Origin of the sequence: Leptotrichia sp. oral taxon 498 (assembly GCF_002240055.1) — a bacterium.
GTDB classification, from domain to species: domain Bacteria; phylum Fusobacteriota; class Fusobacteriia; order Fusobacteriales; family Leptotrichiaceae; genus Leptotrichia; species Leptotrichia rugosa.
Window position 1 is genome coordinate 1,241,309 of record NZ_CP016753.1, and the last position, 21,974, is coordinate 1,263,282.

The 21,974-nt window shown below is 27.2% G+C and carries 25 protein-coding genes and 1 pseudogene; 4 read left to right on the forward strand and 22 right to left on the reverse strand.

The features are described from left to right. Positions 1 to 65 precede the first annotated feature (65 nt). The gene (gene mnmA, locus BCB68_RS06155; protein WP_442915278.1) at positions 66 to 851 is read left to right on the forward strand and encodes a tRNA 2-thiouridine(34) synthase MnmA; all 786 of its coding nucleotides are present in this window, start codon (positions 66 to 68) and stop codon (positions 849 to 851) included. On the opposite strand, the pseudogene BCB68_RS11055 reads toward mnmA, so the two are convergent. From BCB68_RS11055 to coaE, 22 genes and pseudogenes are all read right to left on the reverse strand, one after another. Next, positions 849 to 953: pseudogene (locus BCB68_RS11055) on the reverse strand (hypothetical protein); the annotation flags it as partial. The gene mnmA and the pseudogene BCB68_RS11055 overlap by 3 nt on opposite strands. Before the next feature lie 23 nt (positions 954 to 976). Then, entirely contained in the window at positions 977 to 1,609 is a 633-nt protein-coding gene (locus tag BCB68_RS06165; protein WP_157697360.1) for a hypothetical protein, read from the reverse strand. Positions 1,610 to 1,716: 107 nt separating this feature from the next. Continuing rightward, positions 1,717 to 2,739 (reverse strand): hypothetical protein, encoded by a 1,023-nt coding sequence (locus BCB68_RS06170; RefSeq protein WP_094079976.1) that lies wholly within the window; start codon positions 2,737 to 2,739, stop codon positions 1,717 to 1,719. Positions 2,740 to 2,753: 14 nt separating this feature from the next. Beyond that, entirely contained in the window at positions 2,754 to 3,959 is a 1,206-nt protein-coding gene (locus BCB68_RS06175) for a hypothetical protein (protein WP_094079977.1), read from the reverse strand. 225 nt (positions 3,960 to 4,184) lie between these two features. Further along, complete coding sequence (locus BCB68_RS06180; RefSeq protein WP_094079978.1) at positions 4,185 to 4,817, reverse strand: NUDIX hydrolase; 633 nt, start codon at positions 4,815 to 4,817, stop codon at positions 4,185 to 4,187. Between the two features lie 142 nt (positions 4,818 to 4,959). Further along, positions 4,960 to 5,187 (reverse strand): hypothetical protein, encoded by a 228-nt coding sequence (locus BCB68_RS06185; RefSeq protein ID WP_094079979.1) that lies wholly within the window; start codon positions 5,185 to 5,187, stop codon positions 4,960 to 4,962. Positions 5,188 to 5,428: 241 nt separating this feature from the next. Then, on the reverse strand, positions 5,429 to 6,526 hold the full coding sequence (locus BCB68_RS06190; RefSeq protein WP_094079980.1) for an RNA-guided endonuclease TnpB family protein: 1,098 nt from the start codon (positions 6,524 to 6,526) through the stop codon (positions 5,429 to 5,431). A 229-nt stretch (positions 6,527 to 6,755) separates the two neighbouring features. After that, positions 6,756 to 7,271: a hypothetical protein gene (locus tag BCB68_RS06195; protein WP_094079981.1), complete on the reverse strand. Its 516-nt coding sequence runs from the start codon at positions 7,269 to 7,271 to the stop codon at positions 6,756 to 6,758. A 53-nt stretch (positions 7,272 to 7,324) separates the two neighbouring features. Further along, positions 7,325 to 8,128, reverse strand: coding sequence for a hypothetical protein (locus tag BCB68_RS06200; protein WP_094079982.1), 804 nt, complete (start codon positions 8,126 to 8,128; stop codon positions 7,325 to 7,327). A 158-nt stretch (positions 8,129 to 8,286) separates the two neighbouring features. Continuing rightward, entirely contained in the window at positions 8,287 to 9,384 is a 1,098-nt protein-coding gene (locus tag BCB68_RS06205) for an RNA-guided endonuclease TnpB family protein (protein WP_094079983.1), read from the reverse strand. 137 nt (positions 9,385 to 9,521) lie between these two features. After that, positions 9,522 to 10,646, reverse strand: coding sequence for a phosphopentomutase (locus BCB68_RS06210; protein ID WP_237048574.1), 1,125 nt, complete (start codon positions 10,644 to 10,646; stop codon positions 9,522 to 9,524). Positions 10,647 to 10,777: 131 nt separating this feature from the next. Further along, positions 10,778 to 11,356 (reverse strand): hypothetical protein, encoded by a 579-nt coding sequence (locus BCB68_RS06215; RefSeq protein WP_094079985.1) that lies wholly within the window; start codon positions 11,354 to 11,356, stop codon positions 10,778 to 10,780. 21 nt (positions 11,357 to 11,377) lie between these two features. After that, positions 11,378 to 11,875 (reverse strand): DUF2262 domain-containing protein, encoded by a 498-nt coding sequence (locus BCB68_RS06220; protein WP_237048575.1) that lies wholly within the window; start codon positions 11,873 to 11,875, stop codon positions 11,378 to 11,380. Between the two features lie 22 nt (positions 11,876 to 11,897). After that, complete coding sequence (locus tag BCB68_RS06225; protein ID WP_237048576.1) at positions 11,898 to 12,296, reverse strand: immunity 51 family protein; 399 nt, start codon at positions 12,294 to 12,296, stop codon at positions 11,898 to 11,900. Between the two features lie 171 nt (positions 12,297 to 12,467). Continuing rightward, positions 12,468 to 13,355, reverse strand: a complete 888-nt coding sequence (locus BCB68_RS06230; RefSeq protein WP_094079986.1) for a hypothetical protein — start codon at positions 13,353 to 13,355, stop codon at positions 12,468 to 12,470. Positions 13,356 to 13,450: 95 nt separating this feature from the next. Further along, positions 13,451 to 14,137 (reverse strand): hypothetical protein, encoded by a 687-nt coding sequence (locus BCB68_RS06235; RefSeq protein WP_094079987.1) that lies wholly within the window; start codon positions 14,135 to 14,137, stop codon positions 13,451 to 13,453. A gap of 81 nt (positions 14,138 to 14,218) precedes the next feature. Then, positions 14,219 to 15,220 carry a Fic family protein gene (locus tag BCB68_RS06240; protein ID WP_094079988.1) on the reverse strand — a complete coding sequence of 334 codons (1,002 nt, stop codon included), beginning with the start codon at positions 15,218 to 15,220 and terminating at the stop codon, positions 14,219 to 14,221. Between the two features lie 7 nt (positions 15,221 to 15,227). Then, the gene (locus BCB68_RS06245; protein WP_094079989.1) at positions 15,228 to 16,553 is read right to left on the reverse strand and encodes an ATP-binding protein; all 1,326 of its coding nucleotides are present in this window, start codon (positions 16,551 to 16,553) and stop codon (positions 15,228 to 15,230) included. A gap of 297 nt (positions 16,554 to 16,850) precedes the next feature. Then, positions 16,851 to 17,054 (reverse strand): winged helix-turn-helix transcriptional regulator, encoded by a 204-nt coding sequence (locus BCB68_RS06250; RefSeq protein WP_237048577.1) that lies wholly within the window; start codon positions 17,052 to 17,054, stop codon positions 16,851 to 16,853. 174 nt (positions 17,055 to 17,228) lie between these two features. Next, on the reverse strand, positions 17,229 to 17,819 hold the full coding sequence (gene yihA, locus BCB68_RS06255; protein ID WP_094079991.1) for a ribosome biogenesis GTP-binding protein YihA/YsxC: 591 nt from the start codon (positions 17,817 to 17,819) through the stop codon (positions 17,229 to 17,231). Between the two features lie 109 nt (positions 17,820 to 17,928). Then, complete coding sequence (locus BCB68_RS06260) at positions 17,929 to 18,738, reverse strand: LCP family protein (protein ID WP_094079992.1); 810 nt, start codon at positions 18,736 to 18,738, stop codon at positions 17,929 to 17,931. Position 18,739: 1 nt separating this feature from the next. Continuing rightward, a complete protein-coding gene (coaE, locus tag BCB68_RS06265; RefSeq protein WP_094080791.1) occupies positions 18,740 to 19,345 on the reverse strand; it encodes a dephospho-CoA kinase in 606 nt (201 codons plus the stop codon). 210 nt (positions 19,346 to 19,555) lie between these two features. On the opposite strand from coaE, the gene BCB68_RS06270 reads away from it, so the two are divergent. From BCB68_RS06270 to pfkB, 3 genes are read left to right on the forward strand one after another with little or no spacing between them, the layout of a single operon-like run. Beyond that, complete coding sequence (locus BCB68_RS06270; protein ID WP_094079993.1) at positions 19,556 to 20,095, forward strand: hypothetical protein; 540 nt, start codon at positions 19,556 to 19,558, stop codon at positions 20,093 to 20,095. Between the two features lie 24 nt (positions 20,096 to 20,119). Continuing rightward, entirely contained in the window at positions 20,120 to 21,007 is an 888-nt protein-coding gene (locus BCB68_RS06275) for a hypothetical protein (protein ID WP_094079994.1), read from the forward strand. A 28-nt stretch (positions 21,008 to 21,035) separates the two neighbouring features. Then, entirely contained in the window at positions 21,036 to 21,953 is a 918-nt protein-coding gene (gene pfkB, locus BCB68_RS06280; protein ID WP_094079995.1) for a 1-phosphofructokinase, read from the forward strand. Positions 21,954 to 21,974 lie beyond the last annotated feature (21 nt).

Sequence of the window (21,974 nt, forward strand, 5' to 3'; positions counted from 1 at the left end):
TTTAAGTTTTTGGAAATATAAGGAAAGGAAATATTATGGAAAGAAGAAAAAAAGTTGTGTTAGGAATGTCGGGCGGGGTAGATTCTTCAGTTGCGGCTATTTTGCTTAAAGAACAGGGATACGATGTAATTGGGGTTTTTATGAAGAACTGGGAAGAGAAGGACGAAAATGGAGTCTGCATGGCGGAAGAGGACTATAAGGATGTGATTGCTGTGGCAGAGCAGTTGGGGATACCTTATTATTCGGTGAATTTTGTGAAGGAATATTGGGATAAAGTTTTTACGTATTTTTTAGATGAATATAAAAAGGGAAGAACTCCTAATCCTGATGTGATGTGTAATAAGGAAATCAAATTCCGTGCATTTCTAGATTATGCGATGAAGATTGGGGCCGATTATGTGGCAACAGGGCATTATGCGAGAATTGTTCACGAGGAAAAAGATGGGAAAATCAAATCAACTATGTTAAGAGGAATTGATGATAACAAGGATCAGACGTATTTTCTTTGCCAATTAAATCAGGAACAGCTGGAAAAAGTTCTGTTTTCATTGGGAGAATATACAAAGCCACAGATTCGTGAAATAGCTGAAAAATATAATTTGGCAACGGCGAAGAAAAAAGACAGCACAGGAATCTGCTTTATTGGAGAACGTGACTTTAATAAGTTTTTATCGCAATACTTGCCTGCAAAAGGTGGAAATATTGTAAATACACAAGGAAAAGTGCTGGGGCATCATAATGGGCTTATGTATTACACAATTGGACAAAGAAAGGGAATCGGAATCGGAAATACAAAGGAAGGAACTTATGCTTGTTTTACCACTATTATTTTCTCCCACCAGTATTGTTAATCCGCTTCCTTCTTCTTTTTCATTTGGAATTGCAAATTCTATTGAACATTCTTTACTAAATCCTTTAAATCCCAATATTTTTAATTCTTTATAATAACTCATTTTTATATTTTCTCCTAAACTTTTTATTTCAATTCATAAATTTTATCTCTTTTTTGTGTTGTTAAAAATTGTCCTAGTTTTATATAATCTTTTTCATTATTATGAATTACAGTTTCATCGTCTATTAATTTGAAATTATGTATAAGTACTTTTTCTTTTTTCATATCGCACATTATTAAAAAGTCATTATATGTTTCTATCTGTTTTATATTCCAAAAAATACTTTCTCTTATCCCAAAAACTACATTTTTAATTTTTTTAGTTTTTAAATTAATATGTGTAACATCTACTGTATCTCCTTCATCCATATAAAATATTAGATAAATATTAGATAAATATTCACCCATTCTAAAAATCTTATATTCATTATTAAACCAATCTTTTTTATCAAATTCTAGCAAATAATCTTCCATAAATTCTGTTTCAACATTAAATCTTTTTAATTTCCATTTTTTGTCATTTGCAGATAAAAAATATATATTTTTTTCTTTTATTATAAAAAAATCTGTTTTTTCTATTGATTTACAAGTATAATTTTCTGTTTTATATTTTACAGAATACTCTTTTCCCAATGAAAAAAATTTTTTTGAATAATCATGACACTTATTGGATTTTTCTTCTATATTAAAATGTTTATAATTTTTTTGAGTATCCATTAAAAATATATTCGAATAATTATCTAAATAACATAAAATATTTTTATCCACTTTTATATTAAATTTTTCATATTCTGATTTTGGAACTTCTATTTTCCCACTTTTATTTATATATATATATTATGAAAATAAATTTCATTATCTTCACTAATTATGTATAATATATCGTTATATGAAGTTATTTTTTTACTTCCAAAAAGCTCTCCAGTTATATATTCTTTGGTCATTTCAAAATTCAATACAATATCTGTTTTTTCTTTTGTTTCTTTATTCAATGAAATTAATTTATCATTTTTAGGATAAACTATAAAATTTGTAGTTTCCACATATATATCATAACTTACAATCTCATAATATTTATTTTTTGCAGTATTATCATTGTAATCCTTTAAATATAATTCAAAAATTTCTTTTGTTATTTCTTTTTTTTCTTTTTCTTCTGTTTCTATGTAGTATTCTTTTATATTGATTTCTTCTTCAACTAAATTATTTTTTTTTATATTTTCAAAATCATAACTATATTTTGAAAATTGCTGATATAAAATTTCTTCACCAAAAATAATAACTTTAAATTCAACTTCATTTTCTATATTTTTATTATCTGCCAATCCATATACAAATAATGATAAATACTCAGCATATTTATTTCCATAATTATTGTTATCATTTTCTAAATACAGATATTCCTTTATAATTTTGTACATTATTTTTTCTGATTTTTTGCTACCAATATTATCTATTGCTTTTTTAAAGTTATTTTCCTTTAACAAATCTTCAAAATTAATCTCAAAATAAAGTGTTAAATTTCTTAAAAATTCTTTTTGATTACTATTACTTCCATATCTTTTTGAAATATCTACTAAAATTTGTAATAATATTATTTTTTCTTCTTCTTCCAAATCATTTGGATTTGATGTTTTCACTATGCCAAATAATTTTTCTATTTCTGAGTTTTCTAGACTTTTTATAACCTCTTCAAAGGTTTCCTTTAATTCTCTTGTATCTCCCGTTATATTTTTAAGTATTTCGTATAGTTTGTTTATTGCTCTTGTATCTCTTTTAACAATTTCTTCTGAAAGTCTTATTCCACTTTTCATTCCTTCATTAAAACTTTTTTTATTTCCAAACATACCTTATTCTCCTTCTAAAAACTATACTCTTCTCCCAAAAACTTATCATATAATCTATTTTCCAAATACTCTCTTCTTATTTTTTCTCGTACCGAAGAACTTTTCAAAATTTGATGAACTGCAACTATGTAACCTCCTAAATCAATTTTTTTCACTCCCTCTTTTATTAATGCAGTATTTCGTGTATACATTCCTATTCCTACATTAGCACCAACATATGCTATATTTAAAGATTCAGCTATTATATTGGAAACTTTTAATATTTTTTGAGTTCTTACATTATACAATTCTCTTGAAATATCATTAGTTTCATCATATAACAAATTATGAAGTATGCTAATTATAAAATTTATAACCATTGTTATAATTGCTGAAAAAGTAACTTTTATTATATTTCCTGTACTTACATATTTTGTTAAATTTTCTGCATTCTTTTTAGATAAAACTAAATTAGCACCTGGAATTTGAATACCTTTTGGCGTATACAAATCTGTTCCTATGTGTATTACCTGTTTAATTAATGCTAAAGCTACTGCTATTTTATCTTCTTTTATTCTTTCACCTACTTTTGAAAGCATTAATACTGTTGAAGCCAATTCGGTAATTTGAGGATTTCCATATATCTCATTATATTTAACATGATATGTTGATACTAAAGGAATTTGAACAGTCGTTATAGTATTTGTTAATATATTTGCAGTTCCAAATATGAACCCTAAAATTGGATCATGACCAAGTGTAGCAAATCTATGATTCGCTCCTTTAAAAAGTTCAAATTTTCCTCCTCCATTTGTAGCATCATAGGGTACTTTGTCTGTTAAAATTTGTTTTAATGAAGCTCTATATTCTTGATTTATTTGATCTTTTTTATCTTCAAAATTTTTAAATATTTTTTTTTGAAAATTTTTTAAAGAGTCTTCAAGTTTTCCTTTTCCTGCATTTTCTACCTTAGTTATCTCACTTATTATGTAAATTCTTGATACCTGTAAAGCAACTGCAGTCCATAAAAATATTTGATCTTTTTTGTTCAAAATTCCTGTTTTTTTAGCAAATTCTCTGTCAATATCTTCTAAAACCTTATCCAAATTTTCAAAATTATCGAGCATTCTATTATTTACTTCAATAAATTCTTTCATATTTTTATTAACTTCTTCTGATCTATTAATTATCTTTTCAAATTGTTTATTTACTTTTTCATTTAATTTTTTATATTTTCTCATTTTTTGCTCCCATAGATTATCTTATTAAACACATCATTATTTATTTCTAAAAACCATTGAAATTTCCATCAATTTTTCTATTTTTAATTCTGTTATATTAATTTCTCTTGGATAAAATTTTTTAGAAATACATTACTTCTTTCATCATAACTTCCTGTTATAAACAATATAAATCTTTAAAATAAAAAATCTACTTATTTTTAACAATTTATACACTTCGTACTCCTAATCAAAGACAACCTTCCATTTATCCTTATTCTTATTCGCCTCAAAACACATCTTTATCTGATCAACTGTAATTTTTTTCTCTTCCAGTTCAGGCAATTCATCAATCCCAAAATATCTGCTGCCAACCGTTTCAATATTTTTCTCAAATTTTCCACTCACATATTTACACAAAACAAATACTTTCGTTATACCATATGGAATCTTTTTCTTTTGATTTTTGGTGACATCCAGTAAAGCAATAATCATCTCAGCACTAGCCTCAATCCCAGCTTCTTCCTTAACTTCCTTCAACACATTTTCCTTCACAGAAAGATAAACATCCGCCCATCCACCTGGTAACGCCCATTTCCCGTTACTTTCCTGAATTAAAAGAATTTTATCATTTTCAAAAATCACGCCTCTCACATCAATCTTAGGCGTCTGATACCCACTTTCATTACAAAATAAATTCTTTACCTTTTCCACTGAAATCTCAGTTTTATGAGCCACCATTTCTGCCGAAATCTCCCTAATTCTCTCAAATCGCTCAATATCAAATTTATCTTTCCCATAAGCAAGTCCTGCTTGTGCTAGACTTTGAAGTTCAATTGCCCAGTCTAGCCACTTTTGTTCTTCTTCATTTTTATTCATTGATTATCACCTACTGTTTTAAAGTTATTAATTAATTATTATTCTTCAATATTAGCCTACATTATAAAAATTTAATTTAGAAAATCATGATAAAATCATTAATCAGGAATATAAATTAATGAAATTTTTTTATTCTTAAAATTTATATCTTCATCAATTTTTTTAAATAATCCTTTGCTATCTCATCATTTTCTATTAATCTTAGACTGTTTACTATTGATATTCTATATTCTTTATCTACATTTTCCAAAAATTCATTTTCCAAAAGCGGAATTATTTCATCAAATCCCTTTACACCTAAAAATCTAACTAAATTTTTTCTTGTATCTAAATCAAATAATTTTAAATATTTTTTAAAAATTGGAATCACATTTTTATGTTTTTTTTCTAAAAGAATTAAGTCATAAATTGTATTAAAATTATAACCTAAATTATTTATTTCTTTTAAAAAATTTTCCTGTAAATTATTTCGTTTTTCTCTTTTATATAAATATTCACTAGTGAACTACTCCCGCTTTTAGAAGCGGGAGCTTCTTGGGAAGTATCTGCTTTTGTTAGCCAAATATATTTACCAAGCTCTTCAGGCAGTCCCTGCCCTGTTTCTTTATTTCCTAATATTTCAACATTTCTTTTCCAACATCTCTTATATTCAGTGCCGCATTGTAATCTCTATCAATTTCAATTCCACAGCACTCACATTTATAACTTCTTTCTGATAATTTCAGTTCCTCTTTAACATTTCCACATTTACTACAAGTTTTCGACGATGGAAACCATTTATCTGTCTTCAAAAATTGTTTCCCTAAAAACATCAGTTTATACTCAAGCATTCTCAAAAACATTCCCCATCCATTATCTCCTACACTTTTCCCAAAATTTAATGCTTGACTCATCCCTTTCATATTCAAATCCTCAACAACTACAGCATTATACGCTTCAGACAATTTTTTTGATAATTTATGCAGAAAATCTTTTCGACAATTTTTAATATACTCATGCAACTTTGATATTTTCGCTTTTTGCTTATACCAATTTTTAGAGAATTTTACTTTTCTCGATAATGATTTCTGTAATTTTTTCAATTTTTTCTCCAACATCCTAAAATATCTTGGATAATCAGCCCTTTGGTTTTCAGAGCTGACAAATAATTCAGACATTGAAAAATCAAGTCCAATCACTTTATCATTACTTGGATTTTTTTGAATTTCTTTTTCAAATTCTGTCAAGATGGAAACATAGTAATTTCCATTACTGTTTGTCAATGTTACTGACTTTATCTTGTAATCCTTCGGTATTTCTCTATGATATTTTAATTTAACTTTTTTCAATTTTGGCAAAACCAAATATTTTGTTTCCTCAATTCGTATTGAATTATTCACACAATTTGTCGTATAACTTTTAACATTATTCTTTTTAGATTTGAACCTTGGAAACTTCGCTCTCTTTTGAAAGAAATTCATAAACGATCGTTTTACATTCAATTGAGCATTTGAAAGTGCCAGACTATCTACTTCTTTTAAAAATTGATTTTCACTTTTCAAACTGGCAGGTGTAACTATTTTATTTTTTCCAGTTTCTTCATAAATTTTATTAGCGATACACAAAATCGTATTGTAAACAAAACGAACACATCCAAAAGTCTTATTTATCAATAATTCCTGCTCCTTATTTGGATAAATTCTGTATTTGAATGCTAAATTATATTTCATAAATTACACCTCCTTTTGATTTTGAATATTATTTTTAATTATTTCTCTTCGATATTTTATACAAAAATTGTATCATAGGCATATCCTTTTTTCAATTTTTTTTACAAAAAAAGCAATTCATCTCCCACTTATAGAAAGCCTACGACTTCTTGCTATCTTTTTGTTAAAAACTAAAAATAAATTTAAAAGTAATATAATTTTTCTCATAAAATTCTCCCTATTCTTCATTTTAATAATCTTCATCTAAAAATTTCTCTTCAGAAACTGTTGGCACTCCCAAAGTGCTTCCATAAACTTCTACTAAATCTTCATCTACAATTTTAGCACCTTGTTCTTTTATATTTTTTGAAGTTATAGGTAGAATGAATCCATCTGGTAAATTTTTGTAAGCTGTTCCACGCATTTGCATGTGCATTCTTAGTATATTATTATCTGAATTATATTTTGCTTGAGCAAGAGCTGTAACAGGAATAAAAAATAATTTTTTTCTAATATCATAATTAGTATCCACATATATATAGTCAAACAAAACTGTAACATTCCTTACAACTTTATCATCCACTCTACATAAAGCGGCTCTAAAAGTTGTTGTTCCAGTATATTCATCAACTTTATCAACTTTTGCTTTCCCAATTCCTAAGCAATAACCACTCATATTATAATTATCATCTTTAATATTAAACGAACTATTAGCCTGTGTCATAAAAGTTAATATAAAAATCCCTAACAAAATAAATTTTTTCATCCCAAATCTCTCCTTTAAATTTTTAAAATTATTCTTAATTTCTCTCTCAAATTTTAATCTATCGCATGAAATTCCATTGTTAAAGGATCTTTTCCGATTTTTTCAGCCCACTGCATTGAATCTGTTTTTAATTTGCCTGTTTTCTTATTTACTTGATAACTAAATAATCGTGGTGCTACACTTGGATCTCCACCACATTTTTCATTATCACTGCGAATATCGAAATAATAATAATTCTCATCTTGTCCAGTATCTAAAGTCATTATACAGTTAACATCAGCTAAATCATGTTTAATGATAGATTTTCGCACTAACTGATATGCTTCTTCTGAACTGCTTATTGTTTTAGTCTTAGCAATTTTTTGTTTTCTTATATTTGCATCAGAAACTAAATCACTTTCTAAAACAATTTTCCATTCACCATTAATTTTTTCAAATACTAAATATGATGGATAATCTTTTATCCCTTCCTTTGTCGTAACTTCCTTCACAAACTCTGCTTTTACTTGTCTATCTGATATTTTTTCCACTTCAATATTTCCCTTTAAAACCTGTCCATAGACTGGATTTTTCTCAAAAAATTTCTTTTGATCCCTAATATAATAATCCTTTGATACTGTTGTCTGATAATATTCAATTTTATCTGCCAATATTTTTTCTAAAGTATCAAAATCCCCATTACTAGAGGCTTTATTCCAAATATTTACCATTTCCTTAATTTCATCTTCCATTGTTTTAGTTTCTAATTGGACATTGGGAATACGATTTTTTTTATTTATATTTCCAGTTCCCTGGCTTTTCTTCCCACAAGCAATTACACAAAAACAAAACAAAATAACAATCAATAATTTTTTCATCCTCAAATTTTCTCCTTTAAATTTTACTATTAATTCACATTCGCAAAGTGAACTACTCCCGCTTTTAGAAGTGGGAGCTTCTTGGGAAGTATCTGCTTTTGTTAGCCAAATATATTTACCAAGCTCTTCGGGCAGTTCCTGACCTGTTTTTTTATTTCCTAATATTTCAACATTTCTTTTCCAACATCTCTTATATTCAATGCCGCATTGTAATCTCTATCAATTTCAATTCCACAGCACTCACATTTATAACTTCTTTCTGATAATTTCAGTTCCTCTTTAACATTTCCACATCTACTACAAGTTTTCGATGACGGAAACCACTTATCTATTTTTAAAAATTGCTTTCCTAAAAACATCAACTTATACTCAAGCATTTTCAAAAACATTCCCCATCCATTATCTCCTACACTTTTCCCAAAATTTAATGCCTGACTCATCCCTTTCATATTCAAATCCTCGACAATCACAGCATTATGTTCTTTGGACAATTTTTTTGATAATTTATGTAGAAAATCTCTTCGACAATTTTTGATATATTCATGCAATTTTGATATTTTCTCTTTTTGCTTATACCAATTTTTAGAAAATCTCACTTTTTTTGATAATGATTTCTGCAATTTTTTCAATTCTTCTTCCAACATCCTAAAATATCTTGGATAATCAGCTCTTTGGTTTTCAGAACTGACAAATAATTCAGACATTGAAAAGTCAAGTCCAATTACTTTATCATTACTTGGTATTTTTTGAATTTCTTTTTCAAATTCTGTCAAAACAGAAACATAGTAATTTCCATTACTGTTTGTCAATGTTACCGACTTTATTCTGTAATCCTTTGGCATTTCTCTATGATATTTTAATTTTATTTTTTTCAATTTTGGCAAAACCAAATATTTATTTTCCTCAATTCGTATTGAATTATTCACACAATTTGTCGTATAACTTTTAACACTATTCTTTTTAGATTTGAACCTCGGAAATTTCGCTCTCTTCTGAAAAAAATTCGTAAACGATCGTCTTACATTTAATTGAGCATTTGAAAGTGCCAAACTGTCCACTTCTTTTAAAAATTGATTTTCACTTTTCAAACTGGCAGGTGTAATTATTTTATTTTTTCCAGTTTCTTCATAAAATTTATTTGCAGTATACAAAATCGTATTGTAAACAAAACGAACACATCCAAAAGTCTTGTTTATCAATAATTTCTGTTCCTTATTTGGATAAATTCTGTATCTGAATGCTAAATTATATTTCATGAAATTACACCTCCTTTTGATATTGTATCATATGTATATTTTTTTTTAATTTTTTTACAAAAAAAGCAATTTATCTCCCACTTATAAAAGTCGGAGACTTCTTGCTATCTTTTTGTTAACCCACATTTACCTATTTCCTAGTCTTCCAAAATCTCTTTGGCAAAACTTCCTTCTTTTTCAGTCCCCAATAAAATTTCCTCAACAGTCGCCGCAATATCAGCAAAAGTTTTTCTTGTTCCAATATTTATATTCTTTTTGACATTTTTTCCGTAAATCAATATTGGAATGTACTCTCTTGTGTGGTCAGTTCCTTTATAAGTAGGATCATTTCCGTGATCGGCAGTGATAATCAAGATTTCATCATCTTTCAAATTTTTCTCAATTTCAGGTAACCAATTGTCAAATTCAATCAAAGCATTTACATAACCTTCCACATTTCTTCTATGCCCATAAACTGCATCAAAGTCAACCAAGTTAGTAAAAATCAATCCTTTTGTATCTTCTTTTAATGCCACAATTGTTTTCTTAATTCCATCCAAATTATCTTGATTAGCTTTTCTATTGTCTGTAATTCCTTTTCCATTGAACAAGTCACTCGTTTTTCCAATTCCAACTACATCAAGTCCAGCTTTTTCCAATCTTTCAAGCATTGTTTCTTTTGGCGGATCAATCGAAAAGTCGTGTCTGTTTGCAGTTCTTTTAAATTCTCCAACTTTTTTACCAACATAAGGTCTTGCAATTACCCTTGCCACAGGCGATTTTTCATTACAAATTTCAAGTGCAATTTCACATGCTTTGTAAAGTTCTTCTAATGGTATAATTTCTTCATTTGCAGCAATTTGAAACACAGGGTCCGCTGAACCGTAAACTATCCAATTTCCTGTTCTAATTTGTTCTTCTCCATATTGGTCAATCGCTACAGTCCCTGAAATTGGCTTATTCAACATAGCTTTTCTTCCTGTTTTTTCTTCAAATTCCTTTATAACTTCATCTGAAAATCCATTTTTATAATTTGGAAACGGTCTTTCTAGCGGCACACCAGCTATCTCCCAATGTCCAGTCGTAGAATCTTTTCCATGTGATACCTCAATCGCTCTTCCATAGGCCCCTTCAGCATTTTCCACAGCTGGAGTCCCTTCAATTTCAGTAATATTTCCAAGTCCTAATTTACCCATATTAGGCAAACTCATTCCACCATGAGCTTTCGCCATATTCCCTAAAGTATTTGACCCACAGTCATCAAATAAATTCGCATCAGACAATTCTCCTGCTCCAACACTGTCTAAAACTATTATTGTTATTCTTTCTATTTTTTCATTTTCTTATCTTCCTTTCTTTTTTATTTAATTATATCTTTTATCTGTTTTAAAAGCAATTGATTTTAAGATTTTTTTTATTCATCAGAGCCATAAACAATCATTAATAAATATTCTTTATACCGTATTATTCCTGCTGAAAAAACATTGTATGCATAAAATTCACTTAAAATAGCTTCATATTTCTTTATCGCTACATAAAAATTTACAGGCTCACCAAACCAATGTGTTATTTGATTGAAAAAACATCTTACATTCCAGTATTGTTCCTTTTTATCTGCTTTATTTTCTAAATTTTCAATTATTTCCTCAACAGTAAATTCTGTTTGCAATTTAATAAATTCAGAAATTCTATCGTAACCAGCTTTTGTTTCATTTTGTTTTATCAATTTTTCATGTTTTCTATTTTTTTTGAAAACAATATTCAATTTTTCCAATTTTTTTCTAGTATTATCATCTTTTTTCTCAGATGAACTACTTTCATAATATTGCAATAATTTTTTCTTTATTATTTCATTCAAATCATTATTTTTATCATTGTCAATAAAAAATGTATCAATATATATTGCCGTATATTCAGGACAAACCTTCATCCCATCATTCCAACACATTAAGACACCTTCAATAAATCCTTCAATGTAATCCCTATTCTTCATTGTAATAATTCCTTTTCAAAATTATGATTTTTTATAAATATTTGTCAAATCATCAAAAACAACTTTCTCGTAAATCTCAGCATCAGTTATAAACATATATCCATTAAAAAGTACTTCATCGTAAGCCCACACACTAAATTGACTAATAGAATATGGCATTATTTCATCAATTGTTAAATTTTGGAAGAAAAAGTTTTCTGTAATAATTCCATTTCTAGCATTTTCTACATCGTATTTAGTTAAGCTATTTCCCAATTTTTGAATAACCTTCTCCAATGGAACAGACAATTTATTCTCTTTTAAACGGCTGTTCGCCATACCTAAATATTTTTTTACAATGCTATTCTTTATTTTGACATCCCATTCTTCTACACTATCAAGAATAAGAGACATCTGTTTTTCCAGTTCCTTATCATAAATTTCAGCTTCTTCTATTGATACGTATACTTTTTTCCCAAGCCAGTCAACTTCAAAATCCTCAATATCGCCATTATCATTTACATTAAACGCTATCTTCATTTTCCCTCATTTCTATTTTTATCTAAAATGAATCCCAGAAAATATCATCTCCATTTTCCTCAATATATTTATAAATTTTATCTTCATTTTCAATCAAATCCTCAACTATTTCAGCCACTTTCCGAATTTTTCCCCAGTTTTCCTTAGTATTTCCAAAATAGCGTCCAGCATATCCCCCAGCTTCAGGATCAGAATCATAGTCTTCATAAAGTTCTGGATAATTATTCTCCAAATAACTTTCAATTAAAGCCGCCCATCCATGGCCATTTAAATAAGCTTCTTCATTAATTTCAGATACTTTTTCAAAAATTTCATCAAATTTTTTATCATTATTCATTAGGCAAAAGGCTACTTGATCGTTAATGTCATCCTTTATTTCCTGTATTTCTTCTTCTGAAAGTTCCATTCCACTTTTTTTCAAACTTTCAATATATTCCTCAAACCCTTTTTCATCTTACTCATCAATTGCTACATATTTCATAAATTTCTCCTTCTTTTCTTCATTTTATTTTTAACCAATCTCCAAAAACGCCATGTATGATAAATAATCCAATAATTTCGTTCATTCCTGTAAATCATTATTTTTATAATTTTAATTATCATATTTTTTATAATTTTTAGGCATAACATTATTTTGAAAATAATAAAAATTAAATTTTACGCTATTAAAATTTGTATTTTCATAATTAACTATCACTTTTTTATCTGTTTCAAAAAAATCATCCATAATATAAATTTCTTTTTTCTTTTCAGAAATTGATATACTGTAATTACTATATCTTTTCATAATATAATCTTTTTTAAAAAATATTATTACAGTTATTACCAGTAATAATATTATTATTGTAAACAATTTAATCATTAAATTTAAATATCCCCAAGTAATTCCAACTGAAAAAATTATTATTATAAAAAATACTGCAAAACACATCATATAATACTTTTCAAAAATTGAATATTTTACATATAATTTTTCTCCATTCACTTTTTCACGAATTTCTTTTTTTGGATAACCTATTTTCTCCAATAAACATTCCAAAATTTCATCTTTATTTTTTATGTCACAAAAAATATAACTTTTTTTATGATTACTTTCTATTGAAACATCAATTATTAAATTACAGAAATACTTGTAAATATTCATTGAGCTGTCAAAATTTAAAAGAATGTCATACGAGCCTAATATATTTTTTCTCACTGTCAAAGTTTTTATATCATTATATGCAATCGTTTTCTCAAAAAATAGACCTTTTATTTTCACTTCATAATCAGAAAAATCAAATTTCATCTTATTTTTAATAATCATTACCAAAAGAAATCTATATATAAAATAACTTATTCCAATAGCTAAAAAAAATATCCCGTCCTTTTCTTTCTCATTAAATAAAATATCAATTCCTCCTAATAAATGTCCTAAAAACAGTATTAGAAAAAATATATCCCACATATTAATTTCAAATTTTGAATATTTTATTTCCATATAATTTATCTCCATATTTTACTATTTCTTTCAATACTTTCTCCCTTTCTTTTTTATTTAATTATATCTTTTATCCGTTTTAAAAGCAATTGATTTTAAGATTTTTTATAATACTTCTCTGCAATATCTGTTATATCTATGCTTACATCCAGTCCTGTATTCAAATATATTTTATCATCCTTTTTCAAAAATGCTTCCCAAATTTTTCCCGTATTCAAATAAGCCGTGACAATTTCAAAATCATTTTTTAAAATTTTTACTATTTCTCTATTTCTTAGTTTCGATATTTCTTTAAAAAAATTTTCAATATTATTATCTAATTTATCTATATCAACAAAATATATATCATAAAATAATTGTTTTTTATATTCTTCAAATGTATCAAAATATCCTTTAAAATTACTCAATCCTAACCACTGTAACAAAATATCTGAACAAGAAATTTTGTTTATTAAACTTATTTCTTCTTTAGACATCAACCTTAATAACTGATGTTCAGTAAATTTTAAAGGTAAATATTTGTAATTGTGTTGATAAATTTTTTCTCGATATGGAACCATCAAAAAATTATTCTCAAATTTTACTATACCTGTATCACATTTATTTTTTATATCTCCATAATTAAATTCAAACACAAACTTATATCGTACTTCTTCATTATAAGAAATTAATTCATACCAATATCCATAATAAACAATTTCATTATTTTTCATAATTTGAAGATAATCCTCGTAACAACTATCATAATAATTTTCATCCCAAGTAATTATACTTACATCCATTTTATCTCATCCTGTTTATATTAATTTATTCTTGAATTATCATAATTTTTTATAATTCTTAAATATTTAAAAATTTAAATTTTATTTCTTCCTATATTTTCTCCCTTTCTTCTCTCCAATCGCCTCCAAAATCCCATTTTTCACAAGTTTATTCAAAAATCTTCTTGCCGTAGAATCCGAAACATTCAAAATTTTTTGAGCCTCACTATTGTCAATATAATTATTTTTCTCAAAATACACTTCCAGTATTTTCAGCCTTTGTAACTCTTTATCAGTCATTTTATCAGTCAAAATATCAGTCATTTTTAAGTCATTTTTTTGCAATTCTTCCAAAGTTTCTTTTATTATTTCAAGAATAAATGTAATAAATGGCGTAGATTCTCCAATATTATTCGATAAATTTATCGCCTCATAATATTTCTGCTGTTTTTTCTGAATCAAAGTTTCAATTGGAAGCCAAGCAAAAAACTCTTTCCATTTTGATAGGATTAATGTATGCCAAAGCCGTCCTAACCTTCCATTTCCATCTTGAAACGGATGAATAAATTCAAATTCATAATGAAATACACATGCCTTTATTAGTGGATGAACTTTACTTTTTTTCAACCACGAAAAAAGCTGGTCGATTAATTCAGGAATATATTGAGGTGGTGTCCCTGCATGAATCAGCTGACTTCCCTGATAAACTCCTGCTCCTTTTGTACGAAATCTTCCATTTTCATTTATTAAATCAGCAGTCAAGATTTTATGTGCCTTGAGTAAATCTTTAATCGAATATGGATTTAATAAAGTTAATTTTTCATAGATTTCATAAGCATTCTTAACTTCTTTTATATCCTTTGGCGGAGCTAAAATTCTTTTCCCATTAATCACGTCCGTCACTTGTTCAAATGTTAGTGTATTTTGTTCTATCGCAAGTGATGAATAAATTGTTTTTATTCTATTTTCTCTTCTCAAAACTGGATTTGAAGATAATTTTTCTGAAACTATAATCATTCCTGTTAATTCAGTAATCTGAGCCACAAGCTCAATTATCTCATTTGTAATCTCAAATGGTGGATTATAATTATATTCTTTTCCCATTTTAAAACTATCCTTTATTATTTTTTTCTTTTTTCACAATATTTCCGATTTCTTCTGTCATATACAACGGTAAATTTAACAACCATTCTTCTTTTTTATAATCATTCATTGATATTCTTACTGATATTTCGGGGTTATATTTTTCTTTATATATTTTCAAACTTTTGGCTTTTAAATTTACTTCGGCTTTTACTTCGACAGGGATTATACTTTCTCCATTATCTAATAAGAAGTCAATTTCACATGAACCACGGTCATTTGTGTAATAATATATATTCAAATTTTCAATTGTAACAAGTTGTTGCAACACATATTGTTCTGTTAATGCTCCTTTAAATTCAACAAATAGTTTATTTCCTTCAATAAGTGTACTCTGATTCAATCCTGTCATGCAGGTAAGAAGTCCTGTATCAAGCAAGAACAGTTTAAAAGCCTTCAAATCTCCGTATGCTTTTAATGGAAGTTTAGGGTTATTAACTCTATTCACTTTATAAATAAGACCACAGTCAATAAGCCACATTAATGCCATTTCGTATTCTTTTGCCCTCGCACCTTCCCTAACCAAACCATAAATAAATTTTTTATTTTCTTTTGCAAGTTGTGATGGAATACTATTCCATAACATTCTCAATCTAGGCACAATTTCATTTGGAGCATGTTTTGAAAAATCCTGTTCATAAGCTAAAAGTATACGCTTTTGAATTTCCCTAACTTCATTAAAATCTTTATTTTCCGAAAAATGAAGTACGCATTCAGGCATTCCTCCTACAAAATAGTAGTATTTAAGTATATCTATAAATTTTTGCCTAAATACTTTTATCATCTGATAATCATTATTTTCAATAAGTTTTAAAAATTTCCCATTCCCTGTGGCAAGTAAAAATTCCTCAAAAGATAAAGGATACAACTTTAAAAAATCAATTTTCCCAACCGGAAACGATGTCCCCTCATGCAGTGCAACTCCTAATAATGAACCCGCACAAACAATATGATACTGCCGTGCATTTTCGTAAAAATATTTAAGGCTAGAAATTGCTCTTGGAACTTCCTGAACTTCATCAAAAATAATCAAAGTTTCTTTAGGCACTATTTTTATTCCGCTATAAAGCTCAATCCCCATAATTAGTCGGTCTACATCTAAATCTACTTCAAACAATTCTTTCATATTAGAATTAGAATCAAAATTTATATAAACTGTATTTTTATAAGCCTTCTCTCCAAATTCCTTCATAAGCCAAGTTTTTCCCACTTGTCTTGCCCCTTGTATAACCAAAGGTTTCCTATCTTTTTTATTTTTCCATTCATAAAGATTTTCAATAGCAACTCTATACATAAAACACCTCTTTTCACAACTTTATGTATAAAATATAGCACATCTTAACAAAAATTACAACGAAAAAATGTTCTCTTCATACACTTTTTACAACGAAAAATACAAATATATTGCAAAAATTACAACGATACTTTATCATTTTTAAATTTATTAAAAGCCATGCAACCCCCTTTTTTTCATTAAATAGTAGCTTTAACAACTCTATTATGATAGAAAATATTTTTTACTTGAAAATTTTGTTTCCGCATAACTTATTTTTAAACCTTATCTGTATTACTATCAATCAATTCCAAATAGTCATTTCCCCCAATCGCATAAAGTTTTTAATACAGGATCAATAGAACTACCTATGTCAGTTAGAGAATATTCGACTCTTGGAGGAATTTCAGGATAAATAGTTCTTTTTATCATTTTTTTATCTTCAAGTTCTCTCAATTGCTCTGTCAAAGTTTTTGTAGTAATATTCTCCAGATTTCTTTGCAATTCATTAAATCTGACCACTTTTTTAATATACAAATTCCGTAAAATCCCTAATTTCCATAATGTCTCTGTTGCTCATCCCTTTAGCATGAAGGGAAAGAATCTGTGTCAATTTTCTTTTCAGCCATAACAAAAACCTCCAAATATTATATAGTTATTTTACCATATATTATTTAGAGGTTTACACAAAAATTTTTATTCGTAATTTTGAGTTTTTTCTTCGATAAATTTGAGAAGTTCTTCCCGTCCAGTATTTTTTAGTGAAGAATAAAAAAATACATCTTCATTGTCAAAGACGAGCTTTTTCTTAATTTCTTTTAACTGCTTAAATTTTTCGTTATTCGACAATTTATCGGATTTTGTAAAAATTATATAATATTCTATTTCAAAGTGTTCCAGCCACTTTAACATCTCCATATCTTCATTTGACGGAATTCTTCTCAAATCCAAAAGCAAAAACACAATTTTTTTTCTATCTGAAGTTAAATAATCTTCTATAATTTTTCCCCAATTTTTTTTAACAGCTTGAGGAACTTTTGCAAATCCGTAACCAGGCAAATCGACAAAATGAATTTTATCATTTATCAAAAAATAGTTAATTAATTGTGTTCTTCCAGGAGTTTTACTTGTTCTGGCAAGGTTTTTCCGCTTTGTCAAAGAATTTATCAAAGAAGATTTTCCAACATTTGAACGCCCAATAAAAGAAAATTCTGTAAAATTGTTGAATTTTGGATATTCATTTGCATAGACAGCGGATTTTATAAATTCAGCTTTTTTAATTTCCATTTTTTTCCTTTCTTTGATTTTATAAAAATTTTATTATTATTATTATTATATCACAAAAGTTGTATTTTTATAAAATAATAATTTAAAAAAATTTCTTTAAAAAATTTATTTAATTTTGAAAATCATAAATTATGTCGTTTAGTGAATTATCGTTTAAAATATAGTAATAAACACCATTAATCATTCGTCCATCTCCCTGAAGTTCATGCTGTTCAATTGGATGATGCAATAAAATTGCAGGTGCAGCGCTTAGAGCTTTTATAGGATTTACTTCAATTTCCATATTTTTTTTTGTGTAGTCCAAAACTTTTGGAATGTATTTCCATCCTGAAGGAGCTGAAAGTTTTTGCACAATTCCTTGAATGACCTGTCTTTGTCTTTCATCCCGCTTAAAAGCAGTGTCACTTTTTCTATGTCTTGTATAAGCAAGTGCTTGTCGTCCTTTTAAGTTATAAACTTGCCCTTTGTTAAAGTGAAAAACTTCCTGATCAAAATAGTCTTGATTAAAAGTGTGATTTGCAACAACGTCAACTCCGTCAATCATCGTTGTGATGTCCATAACATTTTCAAATCTGAATAAAATGTGATAATCAACTTTTACATCAAGCAATTTTTCCACAGCTTCCACAGTACAAGGAGTTCCTCCAAAAGCGTGAGAGTGCGTAATTTTATCCATCTTATAGTTTTCGCAAGGAATTTCGGCATAAGAATCTCTAGGAATTGAAACCATTTTAATTTGAGCTGTAAGCGGCACAACTCTAACAAGAATTAAACCGTCGCTTCTTGAACCTTTTGTTGGCTGATTTGCATAAGCGTCACTTCCTATTATAAGAATATTAAACGGCACAGAAAGCCAAGCTATAAAACCAGCTAAACCAGCTAAAATAGCCAAAGTAATAAATAATATTATTTTTTTCATTTTACACCTCTTTTTTTTCAAAATTTAGTTTAGTTTCCAAAAAATTAATAAAATCATCTATTTTATTTTTTAAATCTTCTAAATTATCGTTGTTATTTTCAATGACATAATCGCTTTTTTTTATTTTTTCATCCAAAGAAATTTGAGAATTTATTATATTTTCCGTTTCATTTTCACTCCGCTTATCTCTAGCCAAAACTCTCTTAATTTGAGTATTTTTATCAGCCCAAACGAGTAAAATTAAATCAAATTCATTCTCCCATCCAACTTCAAAAAGCAGCTGAATTTCCACAAACACAAGATTTTTTTTGCTTTCATTAATTTTTTTTCGCATTCTTTTCAAAATTTCAGGATGCATAATGGAATTTAATTTTTTCAATTTTTTTTTATTCTCAAAAACAATTTTTCCCAATTTTTTTCGTGAAATCTCTTCTTTGTCAAAAATTTCACTTCCAAAATTTTTAAAAATTTCTGTTTTTATTCCTGGATCTTGAATGACTTCGTGAGAAATCGTGTCTAAATCGACAAAATAAAACCCTTTATCTCTCAAAATTCGGCTGACAGTGCTTTTTCCACTTCCAATTCCTCCTGTAATACCGACAATCATAGTATTTTCCCTTCTTTTTAAAATTTTTATACAATCTATTTTATATCTTTTTTCATTTAATTGCAAATTTTATTTACTAATTTCTTCCCTTGTAATTAATTAAAAAATATGGTAAAATTTCTTATGAATTAAAGGATAAGCTATATATTTATGCTAAAAAAATAAAAAAAGCAAAAATTTTATTCCTGGTGTTATAAGGAGAGTTTTATAATGAAAAAGTTTGTATTTTCGTTGGCATTGCTAATCTCTGGGATTTCTTTTTCGGGAACTTGCCATTGGATTAAAAATCCTAATTTTTATGTAAAAAAAGAAATAGATTTGATTAATAGCACAAATTTAAAAGGAAATGTCTATTGTGACATTGACAATGATTTTTTGACTTACTATATCGGAACTGGAAATTTAGAAATTGGACTTTTGTACAATGAAAAAGAAAAAAAAGAATTAACTTATGAAAATATTATGAATATCTTGCTAGATTTTGAAGGTGATATTGCAAAATTACTGCCAAGTAATATTTCATCAAGAGAGTTAAAAGATAAGCCTCAGTTTTATACATACAGATTATATATTTACGACGCTAAGCAAAATGATACATTTATGTTTTTCAAATATATTTTAGATACAACTAAACATGATGGGGATTGGAAGATGTATTACAACAGTGAAATTTTTTCTAAAATGAATGACAATGTAGTTGATCTATTCCAAAAAAATGGATATGGACCAACGGAAGATATTGTTTATTAAAAGGGTACTTAGGAAAGTAATAAAATGAATATAATTTTAGAAGAAGATATAACGTATAATACAAAAGTTAATGATTTTGGTGTGGAACCCATAAATAAAAGAATTATTACAACTGGTGAAAAGTTAATTTTTTTTAAAAAAGGAATATTTGAAAAAGAAAGCGGCGGAAAAGTAAAAAATAGTAAAATTATAAAATATATAAAAGAAAAAAATCAATTGTTTGTATCAAGCATATTTTTTGTGTCAACTCCAAATGGAAAAGTTTATAAATGTGATGGAAATAAAAAAAGAATAAAAGCGCTTGTCTTTGAAACAGATAAGTTAATCACGGCTATGAATTTTATAACGAGCGGAAGAATTGTATATATTGAAAATAATATATTATTTTCCTATGATGTTGACACAGAAGAATTAATTTTTACAAAAATAAATAAAAATAAAAAAACTGGAAATTATGATATTTTTACAAGTGGCGAAAATGTTATAATTAAATTTAGAGAAGAAGAAAAAGAAAATAATATAATCTACATTTTTGAAAATAAATTAAAAAAAATATTTGAAATAAAAACGGAAAATGATCACACCTATTCTAAAATAGTCGGACTAAAATATTTTGCTGGAACAGAAGATGGCGAAATAGAAATTTGGAATATTCTAGATAAAGAATTGTACAATTCTATAAAAGTAGCAAATGCAAAAATTAATTATATTGAAGAAAACGAAGGAAAGTTTTTTATTGGATTAGTTGATGGAACGATGCTAATTACCGATGAAGAGTTTAAAATATTAATAGAAAAAAAAGTTGCAGATAGCGAAATACGAAAGATATGTATAATCGAAGATGAAATTTATATTTTAATTTCAGACAAAAGAGTTATAAAGTATCGGATATTTAAAAAGAAAAAAAATTAATAATTTAAAAAAACTTGAGGAGGAAAAGATGATTTACACATTGACATTAAATCCTGCATTGGATTACGACATGTATTTGGAAAATGAATTGGAAGCAGAAAATTTGAACCTTGCGAAAAAAGTAAACTATAGAGCAGGTGGAAAAGGAATAAATGTTTCAAAAGTTTTGAAAAACTTAGGAATTGAATCTACAGCATTAGGGTATGTTGCGGGATTTGTAGGAGATTTCATTGTAGAAAATTTGCAAAAAGATGGAATAAAATCAGAATTTGTAAAGCTAGACGGAATCACAAGAATTAACGTAAAAGTTAATGGAAATGATAAAGAAACAGAATTAACTGGAGTTTCACCAAAAATAACAGATGAGAAATTACAGGAATTAGTGAAAAAAATGTCAGATTTAAAAGATGGAGATATTTTAGTGCTGTCTGGAAGTATTCCTTCATCAATTAGCAGCAAGATTTATAAAGAATTGTCAGGAAATGTAAAAGCGAATGTGGAAATAGTGCTTGATACGAGAGGAAACTTATTGCAGGACAACATTCATAACAATCTTTTCGTCAAACCGAATATCCATGAATTGAGAGATATGTTTGGTGAAAAATTGAAAACTAAACAGGAAATCGTTGAAAAATGTAAATATTTCTTGGACAGAGGGGTAAAAAATGTGATTTTATCTCGTGGTGGAGATGGAGCTTTGCTTGTAAACAAAGATTTTGTTTTAGAAGCGAGTGTTCCAAAAGGAAAACTGATTAATTCGATTGGTGCTGGAGATTCAATGGTAGCTGGATTTGTGGCAGGATTTGTCAAAGGAATGACTATAGAAGATGCTTTTAAATTAGCAGTTGCTTCAGGAAGCGCGACAGCTTATTCTTATGGAATGGCAGAAAAAGATTTAGTTGATAAGTTATATAGTGAAATTGAGATTTTAAAAGAAAAATTATAAAATTTAAAAATAAAAATATGA